The sequence below is a fragment of the Bradyrhizobium canariense genome (assembly GCF_900105125.1).
GTDB classification, from domain to species: Bacteria; Pseudomonadota; Alphaproteobacteria; order Rhizobiales; family Xanthobacteraceae; genus Bradyrhizobium; species Bradyrhizobium canariense_A.
Genome location: NZ_LT629750.1, coordinates 5,560,613 through 5,583,355 on the forward strand (window position 1 = coordinate 5,560,613; position 22,743 = coordinate 5,583,355).

Genomic DNA, 22,743 nt, shown 5'->3' on the forward strand with positions numbered 1-22,743 from the left:
CTCAAACTACGGGGTGGGATGAGCCAAGGCAATCGGGGAAACCGCCTGACGCGACATGGATGCCGTGCGGAGCGCGCGGGTATGCCGTGACCCGGAATTCTCAAGCCAGCTTGCAGCTCAGCGATGAACACGGCTGGCATGGAAACTTGAGAAGGCGCGGCTCGTTGTCACACCGCATTCTGGAATCGAACACGAAAATTCCGGTCCTGCCGTGGCGATCAAGCCGGGATCTTCTGCTCACGCCGGGTTCATGGCTGTACGGCCAGCGTTCTGACAACACGAAAACTGTTGAAGGTGCCGACCGGAAAATCGTTGCGGTAGCCGGAGCGCTGCGTTAGCGCAAATCCCATCCAGCCGCCGCCGCGCAGCATGCGTCGCGTGCAATCGCCTTCCAGCCATGGCGAGCCGTCGCTTGGCGTGTCCTCGTTGTAGCGCTTGTTATAGCAATCCTCGGTCCATTCCTCGACATTGCCGGTGACTTGATACAGCCCGAACTTGTTCGGCAGATAAGCATCGACGGGCTTCGGTCCCTTGCTGGCCTCGCCATAAGGGCCGCCGGGATAGTTATTCATCGCATTATAGTTGGCGTTCTGGCTGGAAATGGTTTTGCCGAACCAGAACGGCGTCGTGGTGCCGGCGCGCGTGAAATATTCGCGCTCCGACTCACTGGGCAAACGATAGGTGCGGCCGACCTTGCGCGAAAGCCAGGCGAGGTAGGCCTTCGCGGCGGCAAAGTCGATCCCGGCCGCCGGCATGCGGCCACGGCCATACCCTCCATCATCACCCTTGTTGCCGTTGCAACCGCCATCGGCCAGACATGCATCCCATTCATCGAACGTGATGCTGAAGCGGCCGACCGCGATCGGCCGCGCAATGGTGACGCTGTGTTGCGGGTCCTCACCCTTGAGCCGATAGGGCTCGTCCGGCGGTGTGCCCATGATGAATGAGCCCTTCGGTATCACCACCATTTCCGGACAAACGTCGCATTCCTTGAAGCTGTCTTTCGGCTTTAGCGACTGCTCGATCTCCGGCGTCAAGGGCTGCACGCCTTTGACTGGAATGATCTGTTGGGGAGGTGAAGCCGGTTGCGGCTGCTGCTTCTGTTCGGGCGGCTTCGGCCGGACGGGTTTGGTTTTGGCCGATGCAGTGCCGATCAGGGAAATAGCAAGCGTTGCTGCGGCCAACGCGGCAAGCAGCTTCAACTTCACGGACATAAGGGATCCTTCGCGGGGAAAAGCCGACATGGCTTGGTAGCGCGCCGGAGCCATTGGGTTCATGCGAAGGTTGTTGTGAATGAGGAAGCATTAACGCGCGCAATCGGGCCAAGACCTAGCGAATGCTGACCCCAGAGGTATTGCTTACCTCCGAGGTAATCGCGGCAATGACGCGAAAATGGGATCATCTCCGGTGTCAGATCCTGGACGAGGCCGCGACGCATGCATCAGATGGTTTCAGCTAACGTCGGTGCGTCGCGCCGCTGGTGGGTGCTCGCGATCGTCATTGCCGCGCAATTCATGTTCGGCGTCGATGCCTTCATCGTCAACGTGGCCATCCCGACCATCGCGATCGAGCTGCATACGAGTTCAGCGCAGATCGAGGCTGTCATCGCGATCTATCTCATTGCCTATGCGACGCTGGTGGTGACCGGCGGCCGGCTCGGCGATATCTACGGCACCAAAAATGTCTTCATGGCCGGCGTGCTCGGCTTCACGCTGACATCGCTGTGGTGCGGCCTGGCGCAATCCGGCCCAGAGCTGATCATCGCACGACTGGCGCAGGGGGCGACCGCGGCAATGATGGTGCCGCAGGTGCTTGCGACCATTCATCTGTTGTTTTCGGACGGCGTGCGCGGCCGCGCCTTCGGCATTTACGGCGTCGTGCTGGGCCTCGCAGGCGCTGCCGGTTTTGCGCTCGGTGGCGTGCTGGTCACGTCGGATATCGCCGGGCTCGGCTGGCGCGCGGTGTTCTTCGTCAACGTTCCCTTCGGATTGATCATCATCGCTCTGGCGTGGCGGATCATGCCGTCGGTGCCTCGCCGCGCCGGCACGCGGCTCGACGTTCCCGGCGCCATCGTCCTGTTTTGCGGCCTGTTGTGCCTGATCGGACCGTTGCTGTTCGGCCACGATCTGCAGTGGACGCCGTTGCTCTGGCTGGTGATGGCGGCGGGCATTGCTATTATCACAGCGTTCCTGCGGCTCGAGCGCGCCGTGGCAAGCCGTGGCGGCATGCCGCTGATCGATCTGGCGCTGTTATCCGACGCAGCTTTCATGCGCGGTCTGTACGCGGCGTTTTTCTTCTTTTTCGCCAATCTGTCATTCTATCTCATCATGACCATGTTCATGCAGAAGGCGTTGCATATTCCGCCATTGCAGGCAGGCCTTGTGTTTGTGCCGCTGGCGCTGACATTCGTGGTCGCTTCGCGGCATAGCGGTGTGCGGGCGCGGCATCGCGGGACGCTGGTCTTGATCGAGGGCTGTGCGGTTCAAATCGCCGGCCTCGCGGTGCTCGCACTGACGGTCGCATCGGTCGAAGCGCCTACAGTGTCTGAGCTGGCGCTGATATTGGCGATCTTCGGTTACGGCCAGGGACTGGTGATGGCGCCGTTGTCGGGCGTGGTACTTTCCACGGTGAAGCCGGCAAGCGCCGGCGCGGGCGCCGGGATGTACGGCACCACCACGCAAATCGCCAACGCCTCCGGCGTCGCCGCAATTGGGGCGGTATTCTTCGCAATCGAGGCAGCGCAGTCGGAACGAACAGCGTTGTTGGTGTCACTAACCCTGTTTGCGCTCTCAATTGTGGCCTGCGTCGCATTTCTGACGTGGATGCGCCGCGCGACCTCCTGATGACAAGTCAACAACGATCGCCGTTAATCCAAAGGAACTTATTTGCGGGACTGACAGTACACGGCCTTTTCATTTTGCAGTGCAGCAACTATCTGTTCTTGCTGGAGTTGGAATATCTCCAGTACGGAGCTGCCAGTGTCCCTTGCGAAGAATGTCGAATTCCTGCGGAGCCTCCCCAAGATGAATGGGTTCAATGGCTTCGGAGCGTATGGGCTGGCTTTGGAGTCCAACCGCCAGAGCCCGCTTGTCGAGACGACCGGCTTTGGGTCGAATCCTGGCGCGCTCAAGATGTTTTCGTTCACTCCCGACACTCTTCAGAAAAAACCGGGCCTGGTCGTTGTCCTGCATGGCTGTGGCCAGACCGCCGCCGGCTATGATCTCGGTGCCGGCTGGTCGATGCTCGCAAAACGCTACGGCTTTGCGTTGCTGATGCCCGAGCAGCGATCATCGAACAACGCCAATACTTGCTTCAATTGGTTCAATCCGGAAGACATCGCGCGTGAGCACGGCGAAGCGTGTTCGATCCGGCAGATGGTCGCGCGGATGGTTCGCGACCACAAAATCGATCCGCGCCGGGTCTATGTCACCGGACTTTCCGCCGGCGGCGCGATGACATCGGTCATGCTCGCGACCTATCCCGACGTGTTCGCGGGTGGCGCTGTCATTGCGGGCCTGCCATTCGGCATCGCCACCAATGTGCGTGAAGCGTTGAGCGGAATGATGCAGTCCTCATCCCGTCCAGCCGGCGAATTGGGCGATCTGGTGCGCAAAGCGTCGAAGTATAAAGGGCCCTGGCCGAAATTATCGGTGTGGCACGGCAGCGCCGATCGCACGGTCAATCCCGCGAACGGCAACGAGATCGTCAAGCAGTGGCTCGACGTGCATCATTTGCCGCAGGCGGCGATGTCGGAGGGAACCGTCGACGGCTATCCCCACAAAGTCTGGTGGAATGCGGATGGCGAGACGATCGTCGAATCCTACACCATCACCAATATGGCTCACGGTACCCCGCTCGGCATAGCCGGCAATGACGAGCGATATGGTGTGGAAGGCGCATTCCTGATCGAGGCGGGAATCTCGTCATCGTACCACATCGCAAATTTCTTCGGTCTGACCGAACGCGTTCGTCAGCCCAAAGCCGCCGCGACGGAATCTCCCAGCGCCAAGCTCATTCCGTTGGTTTCTCCGATATCCGCGTCTGGACCGGATCTCCCAAAAGCGCCACGGCCGAAGCCGACACCTGTTCGCGATGCACCACCTTCGCGTCAGAAACCGGACCGCGTGATCGATGTCGGGGCCGTCATTACGCGCGCGCTGACGGCTGCCGGGCTGATGAAATAAGCCTGATGAAATAAGGCTCGCGGCAGATCGCTTGAGCCGCGCATTTCAGCGGTGGTTCGCTGCGATGGTTAACGCCGCGACGCGCGCAAGCGCCTCATTTTGTTCCGTCTCCGAGGAAATATATTTGAACTAAATCGCGCGCCGCGCGTTTGATGGGATTGTGACAGGCGGTTAAGTTCCGGCTGCTAATTTGGGCTGAATTTGGCCACCGATCGCTCCCTGATGTTGAAGATCAACGTATCGAGTTCCGCGGACTTTCTCGCCGGCGGCGGCGAGATGGGCGCGTTGATGCGCGCGCATGATTGGTCCGCAACCACGCTGGGCCGACCCGAGGTCTGGCCGCAAAGCCTGCGGACGGCTGTTCGTCTGTTGCTCAACACCAATCACCCGATGTTCATCTGGTGGGGCCCGCAGCTCATTCAATTTTATAACGACGCCTATCGCCAGACCATGGGCCCGGAGCGTCACCCGAGCGCACTCGGTCAGGGTGGACGGGAATGCTGGGCCGAGATCTGGAATATTATCGGTCCACAGATCGAACAGGTGATGAGCGGCGGCGGCGCGACCTGGCATGAGAACCAGCTCGTCCCGGTCACGCGCCACGGCAGGCTGGAGCAGGTCTACTGGACCTACGGCTTCAGCCCGATCGACGAAGACGACGGCATTGGCGGGGTGCTCGTCGTTTGTCGCGATGTCACCAAGGATTACCTGGCCGCCGTCGCGCTGCGGGAACGTGAAGCCGAGCTCGCGCGCGTGCAACAAGTCGGCCGCATCGGCGGCCTCGAAGTCGATCTGAGGACCGGTTTCCGCAACCGCCGGTCGCCCGAATATCTGCTGATTCACGGGCTGCCGCAGGATGCGGCCCATGAATCCCACGAAGACTGGGTCCGGCGAATCCATCCCGAGGACCGTGAGGCCACCGAGAGGAAATTCCGCGACGCCGTCGAAGGCAAGGTTCGCGACTACACAGTGCAATATCGCATTATCCGCCCGATCGATGGCGAGATACGCTGGATCTCGGTCAGATCCACGATCGAGCGCGATGCGGATGGAAGAGCCGTGCGCCTGGTCGGCGCGCATACCGATGTCACCGAGCAAGTCCTTGCCGAGCAGGCGCTAAGGCAGAGCGAAGCGGAGTTTCGGACACTCGCCGAAGCCGTGCCGCATCATGTCTGGACCGCTACGCCCGACGGATTGCTGAATTGGTTTAACCCGCGTGTATATGAATATGCCGGCTTGAGCGTCAGCCAACTTAGCGGCGAGAACTGGACCGAGATCGTCCACCCCGACGATGTCGCGGGCGCGCTCGCTGCATGGACCAGTGCGATCAGCACCGGTGAAGCCTACGAAGTTGAATTCCGCCTGCGCCGCGCCGATGGCGCGTTCCGCTGGTTTCTTGCGCGAGCGGTGCCGGCCCGCGACGAGCGGGGCAAGATTATCCGCTGGATCGGCACCAACACCGATGTGCATGACCAGAAACTGATCGCCGGTGAGTTGGCGGAGCTGAACGCCACGCTGGCGCAACGCGTCGAGGAAAAGACCCGGGAGCGCGACCGGATCTGGAACGTGTCGCAGGATCTCCTGCTGGTCGCCGATCGCAGCGGGGTCTGGCGCACGGTCAACCCCGCATGGACGCGGACGCTGGGCTGGAGCGAGGCCGAATTGCTCAATCGCACGTCGCAATGGCTGGAACATCCCGACGATAACGGACTGACGCGCGCGCAGGTCAAAAAGCTCGGCGCCAGCGAAACCACCGTGCGGTTCGAAAACCGCTTTCGCCACAAGGACGGATCATATCGCTGGTTGTCCTGGACCGGGGTTGCAGATCGCGACCACATCTATGCGGTTGCGCGCGACATCACGGCCGAGAACGCCGCGGCCGAACGGTTGAAGGCCACGGAAGAGGCGTTGCTGCAATCCCAGAAAATGGAAGCGGTGGGACAACTCACCGGCGGCATCGCGCATGACTTCAACAACCTGCTGACGGGCATAGTCGGCTCGCTGGATCTGCTGCAAACCCGCCTGAACCAGGGCCGAACCGACAATGTCGCGCGCTACATCGAGGCCGCGATGACCTCGGCCAACCGTGCCGCCGCCCTGACGCATCGGCTGTTGGCCTTTGCGCGGCGACAGCCGCTGATCCCGAAGAGTGTCGACGCCAATCGTCTCGTGGTGTCGCTGGAGGACCTGCTGCGCAGGACGATCGGCGAGACCATAGATCTTTCGGTCGTCGCGTCGAATGGTCTGTGGAATACGCTCTGCGACCCCAATCAGCTGGAAAGCGCGCTGCTCAATCTCGCGATCAATGCGCGCGACGCCATGCCGGATGGGGGCAAGCTCACGATCTCCACGGCGAACGCGCGGATCGACGGCGTCACCGCCGATACGCCGGCGCTTTCGCCCGGCGACTATGTCTGTATCGAGGTTACCGATACCGGCACCGGCATGAGCGCGGAGGTGGCGGCGCGCGCCTTCGATCCGTTTTTCACCACCAAGCCGATCGGGCAGGGCACCGGACTTGGGCTCTCGATGATCTATGGGTTCGCGCGGCAATCCAACGGCCATGCCACGATCGACAGCAAATTGGGCCGCGGGACTTCAGTCCGGCTCTATCTGCCGCGTCATCGCAGCGACGCCGTAACCGAGCACGCCTCGGCTGCCGGAACGGCCGCGCATGCCGCCACCGGTGAGACGGTGCTGGTGGTTGAAGACGAGCCGATTGTGCGCGGGGTCATCCTGGAAATGCTCGACGAGCAGGGTTACCGGACCCTCGAGGCCGTTGATGGACCGTCCGGATTGCAAATCCTGCGCGCCGATACGCGGATCGATTTGCTGGTTACCGATGTTGGCTTGCCCGGCATGAACGGCCGTCAGCTTGCCGATCAGGCGCGGGAGATGCGCCCCGGCCTGAAGATTCTTTTCATCACCGGTTATGCCGAGAGCGTGGCGATGGCGGATGGATTTCTGCAGCCCGGCATGGAAATGATCACCAAGCCGTTCGACCTCGATAATCTGTCGCGACGGGTGCGTGCGATGGTCTCGAACTAGCGCATGATCCGGAACCGTGAGAACCGGTTTCTCACGCCGCGCTACATCTCGCCGGTGAGAAATGGATTGGTCATGCGCTCCTGGCCGATGCTGGAGCCCGCGCCATGGCCGCAGATGAAGCCGACATCGTCGCCGAGCGGCAGCAGCTTTTCGGTAATCGACTTGATCAGCGTGGCGTGGCTGCCGCCGGGAAGATCAGTGCGCCCGACCGAGCCGTTGAACAAGACGTCGCCGACATGGGCAAAGCGCATTTCCTTGCTGAAAAACACCACGCTGCCCGGCGAATGGCCCGGACAATGCAGGATGTCGAAGGTCAACTCACCAATCGAAACCTTGTCGCCCTCGTTGAGCCAGCGATCCGGCGCGAAATTGCGCACGCCGGTCATGCCGAAACGGGCGCCGCTCGAGACCACATTATCGAGCAGGGATTTGTCGTCGATATGCGGGCCCTCGATCGGCACCTTCAGCGCGTCGCGCAATTCGGCAGCGCCTCCGACGTGATCGATATGGCCGTGGGTGAGCCAGATCTTTTCGACGTTGACATTGGTCTGCTTGATCGCGGCCTGAATTTTAGGGACATCGCCGCCGGGGTCGATCACGACGGCCTTTTTGGTGGCCTCGCACCAGATAATGGTGCAGTTTTGCTCGAACAGCGTTACGGGAACGATGATCGCGCCGGCTTTCGCCCTGGTTTCATGGGTCTGGTTTTCATTTGCCATGGCCGCACAATGCCGATTTTTCGTGCCCCGCCAAGCAAAATTACGGTGAAAATCCGGCCCCCCTGCCGTCTCCCCGTCATCTTCCCGCCGTTCAATTTGAACCGGTACGCGGTTGCCGCGTTACCTCGCGCGGAGCGGCTTCAGAAGAACGATTGGCGAGATGGATCAAAGCGGCGAACCCTGGTGGCAAAGCGGCATTTTTTATCAGGTCTATCCGCGCTCATTTCAGGATTCCAATGCTGACGGGGTCGGGGATATCACCGGCATCATTATCCGGCTGCCCTATCTGGTCACGCTGGGTGTCGATGCGGTTTGGCTGTCACCGATCTTTCCATCCCCGATGGCCGATTTCGGCTACGATATCTCGGATTACACCGGGATCGATCCGCTGTTCGGCACCATGGAAGATTTCGACACGCTCGTGAATGCGGTGCATTCAAGCGGCCTCAAGATGATCCTGGACCTGGTGCCGAACCACACTTCCGAGCAGCATGCATGGTTCGTCGAAAGCCGGAACTCGCGTGATAATCCCAAGCGCGATTGGTATATCTGGCGCGACCCAGGCCCCGATGGCGGGCCGCCGAACAATTGGTTGTCGGAATTCGGCGGCAGTGCCTGGACGTACGACGCGCCGACGGGCCAATATTATTATCACGCCTTCCTGACCCAGCAGCCCGATCTGAACTGGCGCAATCCCGCGGTGCGCGAGGCGATCTACGACGTCATGCGCTTCTGGCTGCGCAAAGGTGTCGATGGCTTCCGGGTCGATGTGATCTGGCATCTGATCAAGGACGCGGAATTCCGCGACAACCCGCCCAATCCCTATTATCGCGACGGCCGGCCGCCGCATGAGAAGATACTGACGCGCTACTCCACCGATCAGCCCGAGGTTCATGAGGTGGTGGCGGAGATGCGGCGCGTCACCGAAGAGTTCGGCTCCCGTGTGCTGATCGGCGAGATTTATCTGCCGCTCGAACGCCTGGTCGCTTATTACGGCAACGATCTCCGGGGCGCGCAGATGCCGTTCAATTTTGCGCTGATATCAACGCTGTGGAGCGCGCGCTCGATTGAAAAGATCATCGCGGATTATGAAGGCGCGCTGCCGCCGGGGGCGTGGCCGAACTGGGTGTTGGGCAATCACGATCGTCCGCGGGTCGCGAGCCGTGTTGGCACAGAGCAGGCGCGTGTTGCCGCGATGCTGCTGTTGACCCTGCGCGGAACGCCGACGCTTTATTATGGCGACGAGATCGGCATGCATCAGGTGGCGATTGCGCCCGATCAGGTGCGCGATCCCTTTGAGAAGAACGTCCCGGGCATTGGCGTTGGCCGCGACGGCTGCCGCACGCCGATGCAGTGGGATGCGACGCCTAACGCCGGCTTTTCGACATCGACACCATGGCTGTCGCTGGCGAGCGATTTTTCGCACGAGAACGTGGTCAATCTCGATGCCGACGCCCAGTCCATCCTTAGCCTCTACAAGGCGCTGATCAAGCTGAGGAAGCAAACCCCGGCGCTGACGTCAGGCGATTACAGCCCCATCGCGGCGCAGGGTGACCTCCTGCTCTACCGGCGGCAGAGCGAGGGACAAGCCGTCGTGATTGCGCTCAATCTCGGCGCCGAGCCGGTTTCGGTCACCTCAAGTTCGATCGGCTTCGATAGCAAGGTTCTGCTGTCCACGTTCCTCGACCGGCAGGACGAAAGCATCGAGGGGGTGCTGGACTTGCGCGGCAATGAAGGCGTTGTTGTCAGCGTGCCCGATCAGGCCGGATGACCTGCGTTACCCGCCGCGTCGGTATCGATGTCGCTGCGCTTGAGCAGATAGTCGAGGCCTCCAACGCGATACCAGCGGTACCCATAGCCTTCGAGCATGAGGTTGTGCCTGCCGCGCGCGTCGGCCCGGCTGTGGTCTTCCGTCAACAGGTTGACCAGAAGCTTCCAGGTCTCACCGCCAATGCCGGAAGCAAAGGCTAATTCCCGCGGCTTTTCGTCCAGATTGTGCACGAACAAGACCGAATTGTTGCGCCAGTCGTAGCGGACAATCAGAATGGCGGGATCGCGCAACGTAATCACGTTGAAGTCGCCCCAGCCGATCTCCGGGACTTCCTTGCGCATGCGGATGATGCGTTCGGTCCAATTCAGCATCGAGTTGGGATCACGGCGCTGCTTGGCGACGTTGACGTGCTCAAATCCGTACGGGCCTCTGTCGATGACGGGCGCGCACGGTCTGTCGCTTTCCGTGAAACCGGCATGCGGCTCGGTCGACCATTGCATCGGCGTGCGGGCGCAGTTGCGCTCCGGCAGATCGAGATTGTCGCCCATGCCGATTTCGTCGCCATAACGGATCACCGGCGTTCCCGGAAGCGTGCACATCAGGCTGTAGGCGAGTTCGAGACGCCGGCGGTCGCCGCCCAGCATCGGCGCCAGCCGCCGCCGAATGCCTCGACCGTAGAGCTGCATGTTTTTGTCGGGACCGAAGCTTTTGAACACGACATCCCGTTGAGCCTTGGTGAGCCGGCCAAGATCGAGCTCGTCGTGATTGCGCAGGAACAATCCCCATTGCGCGGTAGCCGGGCGCGGCTTGGTGGCCTTGAGCGCCTTGGCAAGTGGACGCGAGTCGGCGGACGCCATCGCATAGAACAGATGCTGGTTGACGTGGAAATTGAACATCATCTGCATGCGGTCGCCGTCGTCGCCGAAATATTCCATGTCGGTTTCGGGCAACACATTGGCCTCCGCGAGGATAATGGCGTTGCCCTGTCGCCATTGCAGGAATTCGCGGAACGACCGCAGCATGTCGTATTGTTCGACCGGCTTTCTGACCTTCGCGCCTTTGGTCGAAATCACAAACGGCACCGCGTCCATGCGAAAGCCGGATACGCCGAGCTGAATCCAGAAGCCCATGATCTTGAGGATCTCGGCCTGCACCCGCGGGTTCGACGTGTTGAGGTCGGGCTGGAAATCATAGAAACGAGGGAAATACCACGCGTTGGCTTCCTTATCGCGCGTCCAGGTGGATTTTTGCACGCCGGGAAACACCATGCCCTTGTCGGCATTGGCGGGCTTCTTGTCGGCCCACACATACCAGTTGCGATGCGGCGAATCCTTTGAACTCCGCGCGTCGCGAAACCAGGCATGCGCGTCCGATGTATGGTTGACGACGAGATCGATGATGACGCGAATGCCGCGTTGCCGGCAGCCATGGGCGAATTCGACAAAGTCGCCGAGCGTGCCGTATCGCGGATCGACGCCGTAATAGTCGGAGATATCGTAGCCGTCGTCCTTGCCCGGGGAGGGCTGGAACGGCATCAGCCAGATCGTCGTGACGCCGAGGCCTTGCAGATAGTCCAGCCGCCGCAGCAAACCCTTGAAATCGCCGATCCCGTCGCCATTGGCGTCCATATAGGTGCCGACGGAAAGGCAGTAGAAGACGCCATTCTTGTACCAGAGGTCGTCGATCATGCTGGGCGTCCTCGTCCGTCCGCCTCCGGCATCGAGCGGCGAACTGATAAGCGATGAGGGTTCCCCGGGGTTCCGCGGGCCGCGCGTCGAAAGGCAAAACCGGTTCCCACTTCGCCAATCGCGCTTTATGTTGCTGCCATGGAATCGCAAGCGCGCCAGATCAGCCTCGTGCCTCCGGTGGACGGTCGCCAGTCCGAGACGGCGCTGGCGATCGCGCGCGGCACCGCGCGGCTGTTACGGTCGCTGGGATTTTCCTGCATCAGCGAATTGCCGCTGCCGTCGGGACGGCGCGCCGATCTGGTGGCGCTGAACGAACGCGGCGAGATCTGGATTGTCGAGATCAAATCATCGGTTGAGGATTTGCGCGCCGACCAGAAGTGGCAGGATTATCGGGCGCATTGCGACCGGCTGTTCTTTGCGTTCACGCAGGATCTGCCGTGCGAGATTTTCCCCGAGCAGACCGGCCTGATCGTCGCCGATGCCTATGGCGCGCACATGCATTGCGAAGCGCCGGAGCACCGCCTGCCGGCGCCGACCCGCAAGCTGATGACGGTGCGCTTCGCGATGGCGGCGGCGCAGCGGATCAATCGTCTGATCGATCCGCAAGGCCACACCGTCGAGTTTTAGAGTTTGATTGCGTCACACGCTCGGTGTCACCTCTCCCTATGGGAGAGGTCGGATCGGGTTGGCGATCCGGGTGAGGGGTTACGCCCTAACGATAGACCGTAATCCCTCACCCCAACCCTCTCCCAAAGGGAGAGGGAGCCGACTTCCGTCGCCGGGAGATTTGGTCAACCTACGAAGATAGAATCAGCGCGGTGCTCGCTTGGCCAGGATGCGCTGCAGGGTGCGGCGATGCATGTTCAGCCGCCGCGCTGTCTCGGAGACGTTGCGATTGCACATCTCGTAAATGCGCTGGATATGCTCCCAGCGCACGCGATCGGCCGACATCGGATTGTGCGGCAGCTCGGATTTCTCGGTGCCGCTTGCCAGCAGCGCCGCGACGACATCGTCGGCGTCGGCGGGCTTTGAAAGGTAATCCACCGCGCCCATCTTCACCGCGGTCACGGCGGTAGCGATGTTGCCATACCCGGTCAGCACGATCGCGCGCGCGTCAGGGCGCTTGCGCTTCAGCGCCGACACCACATCCAGACCATTGCCGTCGCCGAGCCGTAAATCCACCACCGCAAAAGCCGGCGCCGCCTTGCCGATCTGCGTCAGGCCGTCGGATACGCTGTCGCAGGAGGTTACTGCGAAGCCGCGTGTTTCCATGGCGCGCGACAGGCGCTCCAGGAACGGTTTGTCGTCCTCCACGATCAACAGCGAGCGGTCGGCGTGATCGGTCAGTTCGGCGATGGCGTTCACGGTTTCGGTATCCTTGTGTTGGACAGCCCATCATATGGCTCGGCATTTGGGCGCTGCCAAGGCCACCTAAAGTCGCTCCCGTCGGGTCTTAACGATTTAAGAAACGTTCTAAGAAGCGGATTCGGCCGCAATTTCACCTGCCTCGAAGCGGCTGCGCGGCCAGGTGATCTGGACCACCGCGCCATGGTCCGGGAAAATCTGGTTCGTAAAGGAGACTTTAGCGCCGGTGCGCTCCAGCAGCGTGCGGGCGATAAATACCCCAAGACCAAGCCCGCTTCGCTCGCTTTGGGCTTCGTCCGGACCTGGCCGCCGCGACAGATAGGGCTCGCCAATCCGCTTCAGCATGTCGGGCGCGATCCCAGGCCCATCATCGGAGATGACGATCTCGACCTTGTCGTTGTTCCACCACGCGTTCACCTCCACCGTGGTCCGCGCGAAGTCGACGGCGTTTTCCAGGATGTTGCCGACACCATAGAGAATGGCGGGATTGCGCGTGCCGACCGGTTCGGATGTTGCAGCCACGGCAATCCGTACCTTGATCGCAACGTCGAAATCGCGATGCGGTGCGACCGTTTCCTCGATCAGCGTCGACAATGGCATGTGGTCGAACGGCGCGCCGGTCGCCGATAGCTGGGTGATCTTGCCCAGAATATCCCGGCAGCGCTGCGCCTGCTCGCGCACGGTCTTGAGGTCGCCGGCAAATGGGCTGTCGTCCGGGACAGTCCGTTCAAGCTCGCGCGAAATCAGGAAGATCGTCGAAAGCGGCGTTCCGAGTTCGTGGGCGGCAGCCGCGGCAAGACCGTCGAGCTGCGTCAAATGTTGCTCGCGCGTCAGCACCAGTTCGGTGGCGGCCAAGGCGTCGGAGAGTTGGCGTGATTCTTCAGCAACCTGGAACGCATAAAGGCTGGTGACGCCGATCGCGACCGCGATCGAGAGCCAGACGCCGAACAAATAGATAGGTGGCAGCACCAGCGGGTCATCGCTGTCCCATGGCAGCGGCAGATGGAAGAAGACCAGCAATGAGGCGCAAACGATGGCGAGAACGCCGAGCACGATGGTCAGCCGGAACGGCAGCACCGTCGACGAAATCAGCACGGGGGCGAGGAACAGAAACGAAAACGGATTCTCCAGCCCGCCGGTAAAAAACAACAGGCCGGCCAGCTCAATGATGTTGAGGGCGAGCAGTGCCGCTGCGTAGGCCGGCTCCAGCCGCTGCATCGGGTTGAAGAAGATCTGGAACGACAGGTTGAACAGGGCCGACAGCCCGATGATGGCGAGGCAAGGGACGACCTCGACGTCGAATTCGAGCCCTTGCGCCACAATGAAAATCGCCGCGAGCTGGCCCAGCACGGCGAGCCAGCGCAGCCGCAATATTGTATCCAGACGGACATAGCGGCGCGGGTGGCGAAAATCGGAGGCGGCAACGTCGGTCATGCCGGCAGTCTAACGGTGCATTGTTCCGATCACAAATCAGCCCTTCCAAGTCTTTAGCTTTTCAAGTCTTTAGCTTTTCACGTCTTTAGCTTTTCACGTCTTGCGCTTGCCGCCGCGATAGCCCAATGAACGGCCGGCATGACGAGTGACGACGCCATATCGCCCAATTTGCCCGCGGCCTGCCGGTCAGGATCGGCGGCGATCGAGGTCATCAACCTCATCAAGCTCTACAAGACCACCCGCGCGGTCGATGATGTCTCGTTCCGCATTGCCGGGGGCAGCATCACCGGCTTGCTCGGCGGCAACGGGGCTGGAAAAACCACGACGATTGCCATGATCATGGGGCTGGTGCTGCCGACTTCGGGGCGTATCCAGGTCTTGGGCTGTTCGATGCCGGAGCAAAGCGCCGAGGTGCTCGGCCGGATGAATTTCGAAAGCCCCTATGTCGATATGCCGATGCGGCTTACGGTGCGGCAGAATCTCACGATATTCGGCCGCCTCTATGCCGTGGCTAATTTACGTGAACGCATCGCGCAGCTGGCCGCCGATCTCGATCTCGGCGATTTTCTCGATCGCGCCAACGGCAAGCTCTCCGCCGGACAGAAGACGCGCGTGGCGCTGGCGAAAGCGCTGATCAATCAGCCCGAATTGTTGCTGCTCGACGAGCCGACCGCCTCGCTCGACCCCGATACGGCCGACTGGATCAGGCAGCACCTCGAAACCTATCGCAAGGCGCATGGCGCGACGATCCTGCTGGCCTCGCACAACATGCTGGAGGTGGAGCGGTTATGCGATCGCGTCATCATCATGAAACGCGGCCGCATCGAGGACGACGACAGCCCCGAAAGGATCATGGCCCGCTACAACCGCACCACGCTTGAGGACGTGTTTCTCGACGTCGCGCGCGGCCGCGGCCAGGAGGGCTTGCCATGAGCGCGCCCGTCACCATCGGAGGGATCGCGCCGCACCGCATCGGTGCGATGGTCCGGCGCTATTGGTATCTCCTGATGTCGTCGTGGCCGCGGCTCTTGGAGCTGATCTATTGGCCGGCATTGCAGATCATCACTTGGGGATTTCTGCAAACCTATATCTCGCAAACGTCGGGGTTTTTCGCGCGCGCCGGCGGCTCGTTGATCGGCGCCGTGATCCTGTGGGACATCCTGTTCCGCGGCCAGCTTGGCTTTTCGATCTCGTTTCTCGAGGAGATGTGGGCGCGCAACCTCGGCAATCTGATGATGAGCCCGCTCAAGCCGATCGAATTCCTGATCTCGCTGATGATCATGAGCCTGATCCGGCTTGCCATCGGCGTGATCCCGATGACGCTGCTGGCGATGTTTTTCTTCGACTTCAATTTCTACAGCATCGGGCTGCCGTTGATCGCGTTCTTCTGCAACCTGATTTTTACCAGTTGGTCGATCGGGATTTTTGTCTCCGGGCTGGTGCTGCGTAACGGCCTGGGCGCGGAGAGCATCGTCTGGACGCTGATGTTCGGCGTGATGCCGCTGGCCTGCATCTATTACCCGGTGACGGTGTTGCCGCATTGGCTGCAATACGTCGCCTGGGCGCTGCCGCCGACTTACGTGTTCGAGGGAATGCGCTCGCTGCTGATCGATCACGTGTTTCGAGCCGACCTGATGATGATGGCGCTTGCCATCAACGCCGTGCTCCTTATGGCGTCATTTGCGATCTTTCTTGCCCTTTTACGCAGCGCCAAGCGGCACGGCTCGCTGCTTCAGGGTAGCGAATAGGGTTACTTTCTCGTGGATTTCCGGGACCTTCGGTGTGTGTAGCGCGTAGATCTACCGATCTGTGCATTGACGCATTATTACGCATTCGGCACTATGCTGCGATGCAAAAGGGATATCATTAAATGCCGATTGGTGAATTTGGCGGTGCGCCGCCGCTGGTGGCCGAAGGCACTCCGGCGATTACGACGCCGCTGTACTGGATGTACGAGATGGCGCAGGCATCGCTCAATCCGGCGCGCGCCGTCACCGACGCCACGAAGATTCTGTTCCAGAATCCGCTGAACCCGTGGTCGCATACCGAATTCGGCAAATCGGTCGCCGCCGGGTGCGAGCTGTTCGAGCGCACGACGCGCCGTTACGGCAAGCCCGAATGGGGGCTCGATACCACCGAAGTCAACGGCGTGCGCACGCCGATCGAAATTCGCTCGATCTGGGAAAAGCCGTTCTGCCGCCTGTTGTACTTCGATCGCAAGCTGACGCGGCCGTTGCGCAGCCCGCAGCCGCGCGTGCTGATCGTGGCGCCGATGTCCGGTCACTATGCGACGCTGCTGCGCGGGACGGTCGAGGCCTTCCTGCCAACCCATGAGGTCTACATCACCGACTGGTCCGATGCGCGGATGGTGCCGCTGTCGGAAGGGCGCTTCGATCTCGAAGACTATGTCGATTACGTCATCGAAATGCTGCACGTACTCGGCGGCAACATGCACATCATCGCGGTGTGCCAGCCTTCGGTGCCGGTGGTGGCGGCGGTTTCCATCATGGAAGCCGAGCGCGATCCCTATGTTCCCGTCTCGATGACACTGATGGGGGGCCCGATCGATACCCGCCGCAACCCGACCGCCGTCAATAATCTCGCCGCCGAGCGCGGCATCGAATGGTTTCGGAACAATGTCATCAGCAAGGTGCCATTTCCGCATCCGGGCGTGATGCGTGCGGTCTATCCCGGGTTCCTGCAGCTCAATGGCTTCATCAGCATGAACCTCGATCGCCACATGGATGCTCACAAGAACCTGTTCAGCAACCTGGTGAAGGGCGATGGCGACTTGGTCGACAAGCATCGCGACTTCTATGACGAGTATCTCGCGGTCATGGATTTGACGGCGGAATACTATCTGCAGACCGTCGATCTCGTGTTCGTCAAGCATGCGCTGCCGAAAGGCGAGATGACTCACCGCGGCAAGCCGGTCGATCCGTCCAAAATCACGCGCGTGGCGTTGATGACGGTCGAAGGCGAGAACGATGACATCTCCGGTCTTGGTCAGACCGAGGCAACGCACACTTTATGTAGTGCGATTCCCAATCATCGCAGGGTGCATTACGTGCAAAAGGGCGTTGGACATTACGGCGTGTTCAACGGATCGCGCTTCCGATCCGAAATCGTGCCGCGCATTTCCGATTTCATGGTGTCAGCGGCGAATGTGAAGTCATCTTTGGCGGCTGCTGCGGAATAGACGCTGCTTCGATGCCGATTCGGCGAAGGTGTTAACCCTCTGAATCCCCCTACAGAATCGGGATTCGCGGTCTCCCGAAGGAATGAGTATGAATTCCGTCCTTGGGGGTGCCTCCGGAGGCCAATTCCGCCAAAAATTTGTGGTTCCAGCCCCATCCTGTAGAGGCGGAGGAGGGGCCAGCCCCTGTATATTGGGCAAATGATTTGTTTTTGCGCCGAGCGATTTCACTGGCGGCGGATATGGCAGAATCCGGGCGAACTCCTGCTCCCCGGACTGTCAGACATGGCTACTCGCGCGCTTCTCTATCGGCGGCCCGCCGAACCCTCGATTATTTTGGTCAAACAAGGCTCTCAGATCTTCTCGATCCGTCTGCGCCGGCATCGGCGCGCGCGGCGTTACACCTTGCGCATTCATCCAACCGATCGCGAAGCGATCCTGACCATGCCGCCGCGCGGCACAATCGCCGAAGCCAAGGATTTCGCGCGGCTTCACGGCGGCTGGATTGCCGCACGCCTCGGCCGGTTGCCGAAAGCCGCACCGTTTCACGCGGGTACCGTGGTGCCTTTGCGCGGTACGCCGTATCGGATCGTGCATCGCGCCGGTGAGCGCGGCACGGTGTGGACGGAAACCCGCGACAGTGGTGAGAAGGTCCTGTGCGTGGCCGGCGACGTCGACCATATGGAGCGACGCGTTCATGATTACCTCAAGCGCGAGGCGCGCAAGGATTTGCAGAAGGCGTCGCTCGCTTATGCGGGGGAACTCGGCGTCCGGGTCAAGCGGGTGTCGATCCGCGATCAATCGAGCCGCTGGGGTTCGTGTACCTCGGCCGGTTCGCTGTCGTTCTCATGGCGGCTGATCCTCGCGCCACCCTATGTGCTCGACTATCTCGCCGCCCATGAAGTGGCGCATCTCGTCGAGATGAATCATTCGGCGCGGTTCTGGAGGGTTGTCGGCAGGATCTGTCCGTCGGTCGAGCGCGCCAAGAACTGGCTGGATACCTACGGCAACGATCTGCATCGTTACGGCATTCAGGATTAGCGGTTACCGCCGAACAGCCGTTCCATCAGCCAGCCATCGAGTCCCGCGGCTGCTTCCGGACGCGCCGAGGTTCGTGTCGGCGCCGGCCGGTTGGCACCGGTTGCCGGCAACGGCGCGAGCGGCGCCTGCGCTGTCGGCTCGCTGATCTGCGATGCCGCCTGGGCAAGGTTTGAGAGCAAGCCTCCTCCGCCTTGTGAAGTCGGCAGCGTTGCGACTGGCACGCCTTGATGGGCCGCGCGCATGAAGCGGGTCCAGACCTCCACCGGCAATCCGCCGCCGGTTGCCTTCTTGGTCGGGGAATTATCGTCATTGCCGAGCCAGACGCCGGTCACGAGCCTGGCGGTGTAGCCGATGAACCAGGCGTCGCGGAAATCCTGGCTGGTGCCGGTCTTACCGGCGGCCATCCAGCCCGGGATATCCGCCTTGCGCGCGGTACCGTTCAGCAATGTCTCCTGCATCATCGTGTTCATCATCGCGACGTTGCGCGGGTCGATGACTTGGCCTAGCTGGTCTGGCTGACGCGCGTACAGCACCTTGCCGCTGCTGGTGCGGATCTTGAGCACGACATGCGGGGTGATGCCTTGGCCGCCATTGGCAAACGGCACATAGGCGCCGACCAGTTCGGTGAGCGACACCTCCGAGGTGCCCAGTGCAATCGAGGCGTTGGGCTCGAGCTTGGATGAAATGCCGAGCCGGTGCGCGGTACGGACCACATTATTGGGGCCGACTTCCAGTCCGACCCGCACCGCGACGGTATTGAGCGACATCGCCAGCGCCTGGGTCAGCGTGACGGCGCCGAGATATTCGTGCTCGAAGTTCTCGGGCTTCCAACCCTTGATATTCAGCGGCGCGTCCGGCCGGATCGTGTCCGGCGTCAGGCCGGCTTCGATCGCGGTCAGGTAGACAAAGGGTTTGAACGCCGAGCCCGGCTGACGCTTCGCGGTCACCGCGCGGTTGTACTGGCTCTCGGCATAATTGCGGCCGCCGACCATGGCGCGCACGGCGCCGTCAGGTGTCATTGCCACCAGTGCGCCCTGGCTGACATTAAATTTCACGCTTTTCGCCGCGAGTTCGTCGATGACAGCGGCTTCGGCGATGCTCTGCAGCTTCGGGTCGATCGAGGTTTCGACCACGATGTCCTGATCGATCTGGCCGACCAGATCGTCGAGCACTTCGCCGATCCAGTCCGCGACGTAATTAATGGTGCCGGCGCCGGCCGGCTTCACGCTGTAAGCCGGATGCCCGATTGAGGCCTGCGCCTGGGCTTCCGTGATGAACTTGGCATCCGCCATCGCGGCGAGCACGGTCTGGGCGCGCTTTTCGGCGCCTTCGGGATTGCGGTTCGGCGCCAGGCGCGACGGCGATTTGACGAGGCCCGCAAGCATCGCGGCTTCGGCCAGCGTCACGTTCTTCGCGGATTTGCCGAAATAGCGCTGTGCGGCCGCCTCGACGCCATAGGCGCCGGAGCCGAAATAAACCCGATTGAGATAGAGTTCGAGGATCTCGTTCTTGGAATGCTTGCGCTCCAGCCAGAACGCGAGCTCGGCCTCCTGCAATTTGCGCTGGATGGTGCGTTCCTGGGTCAGGAACAGGTTCTTGGCGAGCTGCTGTGTCAGGGTCGAGCCGCCCTGCGATACGCCGCGATGCAGGAGATTCGCGACCGCCGCGCGCAGGATGCCCCAGGGATCGACGCCATAGTGCGAATAGAAACGCCGGTCCTCGATCGCAATGAAGGCTTTGGGCAGATAGGGCGGCAGATCCTTTAGCGCGACATTGGCGCCGGCCATTTCGCCGCGCGTTGCCAGCACGCTGCCGTCGAGCCCGACGATCTGGATCGTCGGCGGCCGTTTTGGAATTTCCAGCGACTGGATCGGTGGCAGATGTGCGCCGACCCAGACGACGACGCCCACGACCGCGATCGCGGTCCACAGGCCGAGCACCGCGCCCCAGTAGCACAGACGGGAGATGCTGATGCGCGATTTCGAGCGGCGCCTGGCGCCGCTGCGGCTTGGCCGCGGCTTGCGCTCGGGCGGCGGATCATCGTCGTCGTCGTCATCAACCTTGCGTTTGACGGATGATTTCTTCGGCTTGCTTTCGCTGTTTGGGATGCGGTCCTGCGGACCGAGGCGCAACTCGGCCAGCGATGCGCCGAGCCCGAATTGCGGCTCCTTGCGTCCACCGCTTTTTTTCCGTCCCCACGCCATACACAAACGCCCACCGTTTCGCGTCCAAGACTAGCGGGACGGGTTTAAAGCCGTCTTAAACGATGGTTAATCGCTGCGGTGCTCGCTCCGCTTAAGTGCCTCGCAAGCAAAGCGTTTAGAGCCGCTTAACCCTACCGGAGACAGCAGGTGGTGGAAGTCAGCCGTCATTCCGGGGCGATGCCACCGGGTCCGCGCGGACGCGCGGCCCGATGGCAGGCTCCGCATCGAACCCGGAATCTCGAGATTCCGGGTCTGGTGCTAGCGCACCATCCCGGAATGACGAGTCTGGATTGCTTCGTCGCTAGTGCTCCTCGCAGCGACGCGCTCGGGCAGCCTCAACCAGCCGCGGCGGTATCCTCCAGGATCGGGCCGAACAGTTCCCAGCGCTCGCCGTTGAACTTCATCATCTGAAGCTGCTTGTTGACCCGGTAGTCGGTCGGCGACGTGTTGGCCTTGATGCCCGGCAGCGCGATGTCGGTCGTGACGTCCTTCAGCGAGGCCGCCTGCTTCATGACGTTCTCCCGCGTCAGGTCGTCACCGCACTGCTTGAGCACATGTACCAGGAGCTGCGTGGTCGCATAGCCGTAGGTGTTGAAGTTGGAGTTCTTGTCACCTTCCGGATAGTACTTCGCCATGAAGTCGAAATACCTCTTCATGCCCGGATCGTCTTTCCAGGCCGGATCGAGCGGATCCTTGCCGTAGTTGACGCTGATCACGCCCTTGGCGGCCTCCAGGCCCGCCGGCTGCATCACAGCACCAACCGAGGTGGCGTTGATGTCGACGATATGCACCGGATGCCAGCCCATTTCGGCGTTCTTCTTGATCGCCTGCGCGGCCTGCTTCGGTGTCGACGCGCTGAAGAACAGGTCGGCGCCGGCGTCCCTCAGCTTGAGGATCTGCGAATCGACGGTGGGGTCGGAGACTTCGTAGGAGGCTTCGGCCACGATCATGGCGGCAGCCTTGTCGCCGAGACCGGCCTTGAGGCCGTTCAGATAGTCCTTGCCGAGATCGTCGTTCTGATAGAGCACGCCGACCTTGGCGTTCGGATAGGTCTTGAGAATGTACTGGCCGTAGATCCGCCCCTCGACGAAATAGTTGGGGTTGAAACCCATGGTCCAGGGGAAGTTCTTCGGGTCGGTGAATTTCGACGCGCCGGTGGCGGCAAACAGTTGCGGCACCTTTTTCGCGTTGAGATATTTCTGCACCGCAGCGTTGGAGGGCGTGCCGATGATCTGGAAGGTGAGCAGCACCTCGTCGCTCTCGACCAGCTTGCGCACCTGTTCGACCGCCTTGGGCGGGCTGTAGGCATCGTCGTACTGGATCAGGTTGATCTTGCGGCCGTTCACGCCGCCCTGATCGTTGATCATCTTGATATAGGCCGCCTGCGCCTTGCCGATGGTGGCATACGCCGAGGCCGGCCCGCTGAACGGCACCGTCTGGCCGATCTTGATCTCGGTATCGCTGGCGCCGCCGTCATACTTCTTTTGCGCGTAGGCCGATGATGCCGACAGCGCGATCGCAACCGCCGTTCCGGTAAGCAGACGAAAAATGCCGTTCCTCATGTTGCTGATTTCCTCATATGTGATTGTGTCGACGGTCTTGTCCGGCCATGCCGGCGCCATCGCTGGCGGCGATAGTGAATGAACGGATGTGGCAATGCAAGATGACGCCGGCCCGAACGCCGGCCGGGCTTATGCCAATAAAAGCAGAATCAATGCGATGGCGGCGGGCGCGGCCTGCACGAACAGGATCCTGCGGCTGACCGTCGCGGCGCCGTAGACGCCGGCCACGATGACACAGAGCAGGAAGAATACCTTGATCTCGAAGGCGAAGGCCGGAACGGACTGAACCAGCCCCCAGATCAGCCCGGCGGCCAGAAAGCCGTTATAGAGCCCCTGATTGGCGGCGAGCACCGCGGAGTCGACCGCTTTCTCGGGCGAGTTACGAAACGTCTTCAGGCCCAGCGGCTTGGTCCAGAGGAACATCTCCAGCACCAGAAAATACAGATGCAGCGCTGCGACCAGCGCCACCAAAAGATTGGCGATCCAGATCATGTGGCGTCCCCCAGGCAACAGACTGTCATTGCGAGCGCA

At 61.4% G+C, this 22,743-nt stretch carries 17 protein-coding genes; 9 read left to right on the forward strand and 8 right to left on the reverse strand.

The window, feature by feature from the left end; genetic code table 11:
• Positions 1 to 248: 248 nt before the first annotated feature.
• Entirely contained in the window at positions 249 to 1,214 is a 966-nt protein-coding gene (locus BLV09_RS26420; protein ID WP_146689478.1) for a formylglycine-generating enzyme family protein, read from the reverse strand.
• A 222-nt stretch (positions 1,215 to 1,436) separates the two neighbouring features.
• Between BLV09_RS26420 and BLV09_RS26425 the strand changes: the two genes are divergently transcribed.
• From BLV09_RS26425 to BLV09_RS26435, 3 genes are all read left to right on the forward strand, one after another.
• Positions 1,437 to 2,843 (forward strand): MFS transporter, encoded by a 1,407-nt coding sequence (locus BLV09_RS26425; protein ID WP_146689480.1) that lies wholly within the window; start codon positions 1,437 to 1,439, stop codon positions 2,841 to 2,843.
• A gap of 135 nt (positions 2,844 to 2,978) precedes the next feature.
• Positions 2,979 to 4,184 carry an extracellular catalytic domain type 1 short-chain-length polyhydroxyalkanoate depolymerase gene (locus tag BLV09_RS26430; RefSeq protein WP_167558888.1) on the forward strand — a complete coding sequence of 402 codons (1,206 nt, stop codon included), beginning with the start codon at positions 2,979 to 2,981 and terminating at the stop codon, positions 4,182 to 4,184.
• Between the two features lie 222 nt (positions 4,185 to 4,406).
• Positions 4,407 to 7,232, forward strand: coding sequence for a hybrid sensor histidine kinase/response regulator (locus BLV09_RS26435; protein ID WP_146689481.1), 2,826 nt, complete (start codon positions 4,407 to 4,409; stop codon positions 7,230 to 7,232).
• 41 nt (positions 7,233 to 7,273) lie between these two features.
• On the opposite strand, the gene BLV09_RS26440 is transcribed toward BLV09_RS26435, so the two are convergent.
• Positions 7,274 to 7,951 carry an MBL fold metallo-hydrolase gene (locus BLV09_RS26440; protein WP_146689482.1) on the reverse strand — a complete coding sequence of 226 codons (678 nt, stop codon included), beginning with the start codon at positions 7,949 to 7,951 and terminating at the stop codon, positions 7,274 to 7,276.
• A 160-nt stretch (positions 7,952 to 8,111) separates the two neighbouring features.
• On the opposite strand from BLV09_RS26440, the gene BLV09_RS26445 reads away from it, so the two are divergent.
• On the forward strand, positions 8,112 to 9,722 hold the full coding sequence (locus BLV09_RS26445; protein WP_146689483.1) for an alpha-amylase family glycosyl hydrolase: 1,611 nt from the start codon (positions 8,112 to 8,114) through the stop codon (positions 9,720 to 9,722).
• Here BLV09_RS26445 and BLV09_RS26450 read toward each other — a convergent pair.
• Entirely contained in the window at positions 9,710 to 11,410 is a 1,701-nt protein-coding gene (locus BLV09_RS26450) for an alpha-amylase family protein (protein ID WP_146689485.1), read from the reverse strand. The two genes, BLV09_RS26445 and BLV09_RS26450, sit on opposite strands and share 13 nt — an antisense overlap.
• A gap of 138 nt (positions 11,411 to 11,548) precedes the next feature.
• On the opposite strand from BLV09_RS26450, the gene BLV09_RS26455 reads away from it, so the two are divergent.
• The gene (locus tag BLV09_RS26455; RefSeq protein WP_146689486.1) at positions 11,549 to 12,037 is read left to right on the forward strand and encodes an MmcB family DNA repair protein; all 489 of its coding nucleotides are present in this window, start codon (positions 11,549 to 11,551) and stop codon (positions 12,035 to 12,037) included.
• 183 nt (positions 12,038 to 12,220) lie between these two features.
• Here the strand turns inward: BLV09_RS26455 and BLV09_RS26460 are convergent, their stop codons facing one another.
• On the reverse strand, positions 12,221 to 12,775 hold the full coding sequence (locus tag BLV09_RS26460) for an ActR/PrrA/RegA family redox response regulator transcription factor (protein WP_100385183.1): 555 nt from the start codon (positions 12,773 to 12,775) through the stop codon (positions 12,221 to 12,223).
• A 108-nt stretch (positions 12,776 to 12,883) separates the two neighbouring features.
• Positions 12,884 to 14,209 carry an ActS/PrrB/RegB family redox-sensitive histidine kinase gene (locus BLV09_RS26465; RefSeq protein ID WP_146689487.1) on the reverse strand — a complete coding sequence of 442 codons (1,326 nt, stop codon included), beginning with the start codon at positions 14,207 to 14,209 and terminating at the stop codon, positions 12,884 to 12,886.
• Between the two features lie 138 nt (positions 14,210 to 14,347).
• Between BLV09_RS26465 and BLV09_RS26470 the strand changes: the two genes are divergently transcribed.
• The 4 genes from BLV09_RS26470 (at position 14,348) to BLV09_RS26485 (ending at position 18,446) form a co-directional block, all read left to right on the forward strand.
• The gene (locus BLV09_RS26470) at positions 14,348 to 15,142 is read left to right on the forward strand and encodes an ABC transporter ATP-binding protein (RefSeq protein ID WP_146689489.1); all 795 of its coding nucleotides are present in this window, start codon (positions 14,348 to 14,350) and stop codon (positions 15,140 to 15,142) included.
• Positions 15,139 to 15,957: an ABC transporter permease gene (locus BLV09_RS26475; RefSeq protein ID WP_146689491.1), complete on the forward strand. Its 819-nt coding sequence runs from the start codon at positions 15,139 to 15,141 to the stop codon at positions 15,955 to 15,957. Before BLV09_RS26470 ends, BLV09_RS26475 begins: the two co-directional genes overlap by 4 nt.
• Positions 15,958 to 16,079: 122 nt before the next feature.
• The gene (locus tag BLV09_RS26480) at positions 16,080 to 17,408 is read left to right on the forward strand and encodes a polyhydroxyalkanoate depolymerase (RefSeq protein ID WP_146689493.1); all 1,329 of its coding nucleotides are present in this window, start codon (positions 16,080 to 16,082) and stop codon (positions 17,406 to 17,408) included.
• A 198-nt stretch (positions 17,409 to 17,606) separates the two neighbouring features.
• On the forward strand, positions 17,607 to 18,446 hold the full coding sequence (locus BLV09_RS26485; protein WP_100385188.1) for a M48 family metallopeptidase: 840 nt from the start codon (positions 17,607 to 17,609) through the stop codon (positions 18,444 to 18,446).
• On the opposite strand, the gene BLV09_RS26490 is transcribed toward BLV09_RS26485, so the two are convergent.
• The 3 genes from BLV09_RS26490 to BLV09_RS26500 all read right to left on the reverse strand — a co-directional run bounded on the left by BLV09_RS26490 (position 18,443) and on the right by BLV09_RS26500 (position 22,704).
• The gene (locus BLV09_RS26490; protein ID WP_146689494.1) at positions 18,443 to 20,650 is read right to left on the reverse strand and encodes a transglycosylase domain-containing protein; all 2,208 of its coding nucleotides are present in this window, start codon (positions 20,648 to 20,650) and stop codon (positions 18,443 to 18,445) included. The two genes, BLV09_RS26485 and BLV09_RS26490, sit on opposite strands and share 4 nt — an antisense overlap.
• Before the next feature lie 335 nt (positions 20,651 to 20,985).
• Complete coding sequence (locus tag BLV09_RS26495; RefSeq protein WP_146689496.1) at positions 20,986 to 22,212, reverse strand: ABC transporter substrate-binding protein; 1,227 nt, start codon at positions 22,210 to 22,212, stop codon at positions 20,986 to 20,988.
• Between the two features lie 129 nt (positions 22,213 to 22,341).
• A complete protein-coding gene (locus tag BLV09_RS26500) occupies positions 22,342 to 22,704 on the reverse strand; it encodes a DUF1304 domain-containing protein (protein WP_146689498.1) in 363 nt (120 codons plus the stop codon).
• Between the last annotated feature and the right edge of the window lie 39 nt (positions 22,705 to 22,743).

What these genes read in the sequence shown, in the direction of transcription:
- BLV09_RS26485 (WP_100385188.1), top strand. Translation starts at nt 17,607, where the DNA reads ATGATTTGTTTTTGCGCCGAGCGATTTCACTGGCGGCGGATATGGCAG.
- BLV09_RS26475 (WP_146689491.1), top strand. Translation starts at nt 15,139, where the DNA reads ATGAGCGCGCCCGTCACCATCGGAGGGATCGCGCCGCACCGCATCGGT.
- BLV09_RS26465 (WP_146689487.1), bottom strand. Translation starts at nt 14,209, where the DNA reads ATGACCGACGTTGCCGCCTCCGATTTTCGCCACCCGCGCCGCTATGTC.
- BLV09_RS26495 (WP_146689496.1), bottom strand. Translation starts at nt 22,212, where the DNA reads ATGAGGAACGGCATTTTTCGTCTGCTTACCGGAACGGCGGTTGCGATC.
- BLV09_RS26435 (WP_146689481.1), top strand. Translation starts at nt 4,407, where the DNA reads ATGTTGAAGATCAACGTATCGAGTTCCGCGGACTTTCTCGCCGGCGGC.
- BLV09_RS26445 (WP_146689483.1), top strand. Translation starts at nt 8,112, where the DNA reads ATGGATCAAAGCGGCGAACCCTGGTGGCAAAGCGGCATTTTTTATCAG.
- BLV09_RS26470 (WP_146689489.1), top strand. Translation starts at nt 14,348, where the DNA reads ATGACGAGTGACGACGCCATATCGCCCAATTTGCCCGCGGCCTGCCGG.
- BLV09_RS26490 (WP_146689494.1), bottom strand. Translation starts at nt 20,650, where the DNA reads ATGGCGTGGGGACGGAAAAAAAGCGGTGGACGCAAGGAGCCGCAATTC.
- BLV09_RS26420 (WP_146689478.1), bottom strand. Translation starts at nt 1,214, where the DNA reads ATGTCCGTGAAGTTGAAGCTGCTTGCCGCGTTGGCCGCAGCAACGCTT.
- BLV09_RS26440 (WP_146689482.1), bottom strand. Translation starts at nt 7,951, where the DNA reads ATGGCAAATGAAAACCAGACCCATGAAACCAGGGCGAAAGCCGGCGCG.
- BLV09_RS26455 (WP_146689486.1), top strand. Translation starts at nt 11,549, where the DNA reads ATGGAATCGCAAGCGCGCCAGATCAGCCTCGTGCCTCCGGTGGACGGT.
- BLV09_RS26450 (WP_146689485.1), bottom strand. Translation starts at nt 11,410, where the DNA reads ATGATCGACGACCTCTGGTACAAGAATGGCGTCTTCTACTGCCTTTCC.
- BLV09_RS26480 (WP_146689493.1), top strand. Translation starts at nt 16,080, where the DNA reads ATGCCGATTGGTGAATTTGGCGGTGCGCCGCCGCTGGTGGCCGAAGGC.
- BLV09_RS26500 (WP_146689498.1), bottom strand. Translation starts at nt 22,704, where the DNA reads ATGATCTGGATCGCCAATCTTTTGGTGGCGCTGGTCGCAGCGCTGCAT.
- BLV09_RS26425 (WP_146689480.1), top strand. Translation starts at nt 1,437, where the DNA reads ATGCATCAGATGGTTTCAGCTAACGTCGGTGCGTCGCGCCGCTGGTGG.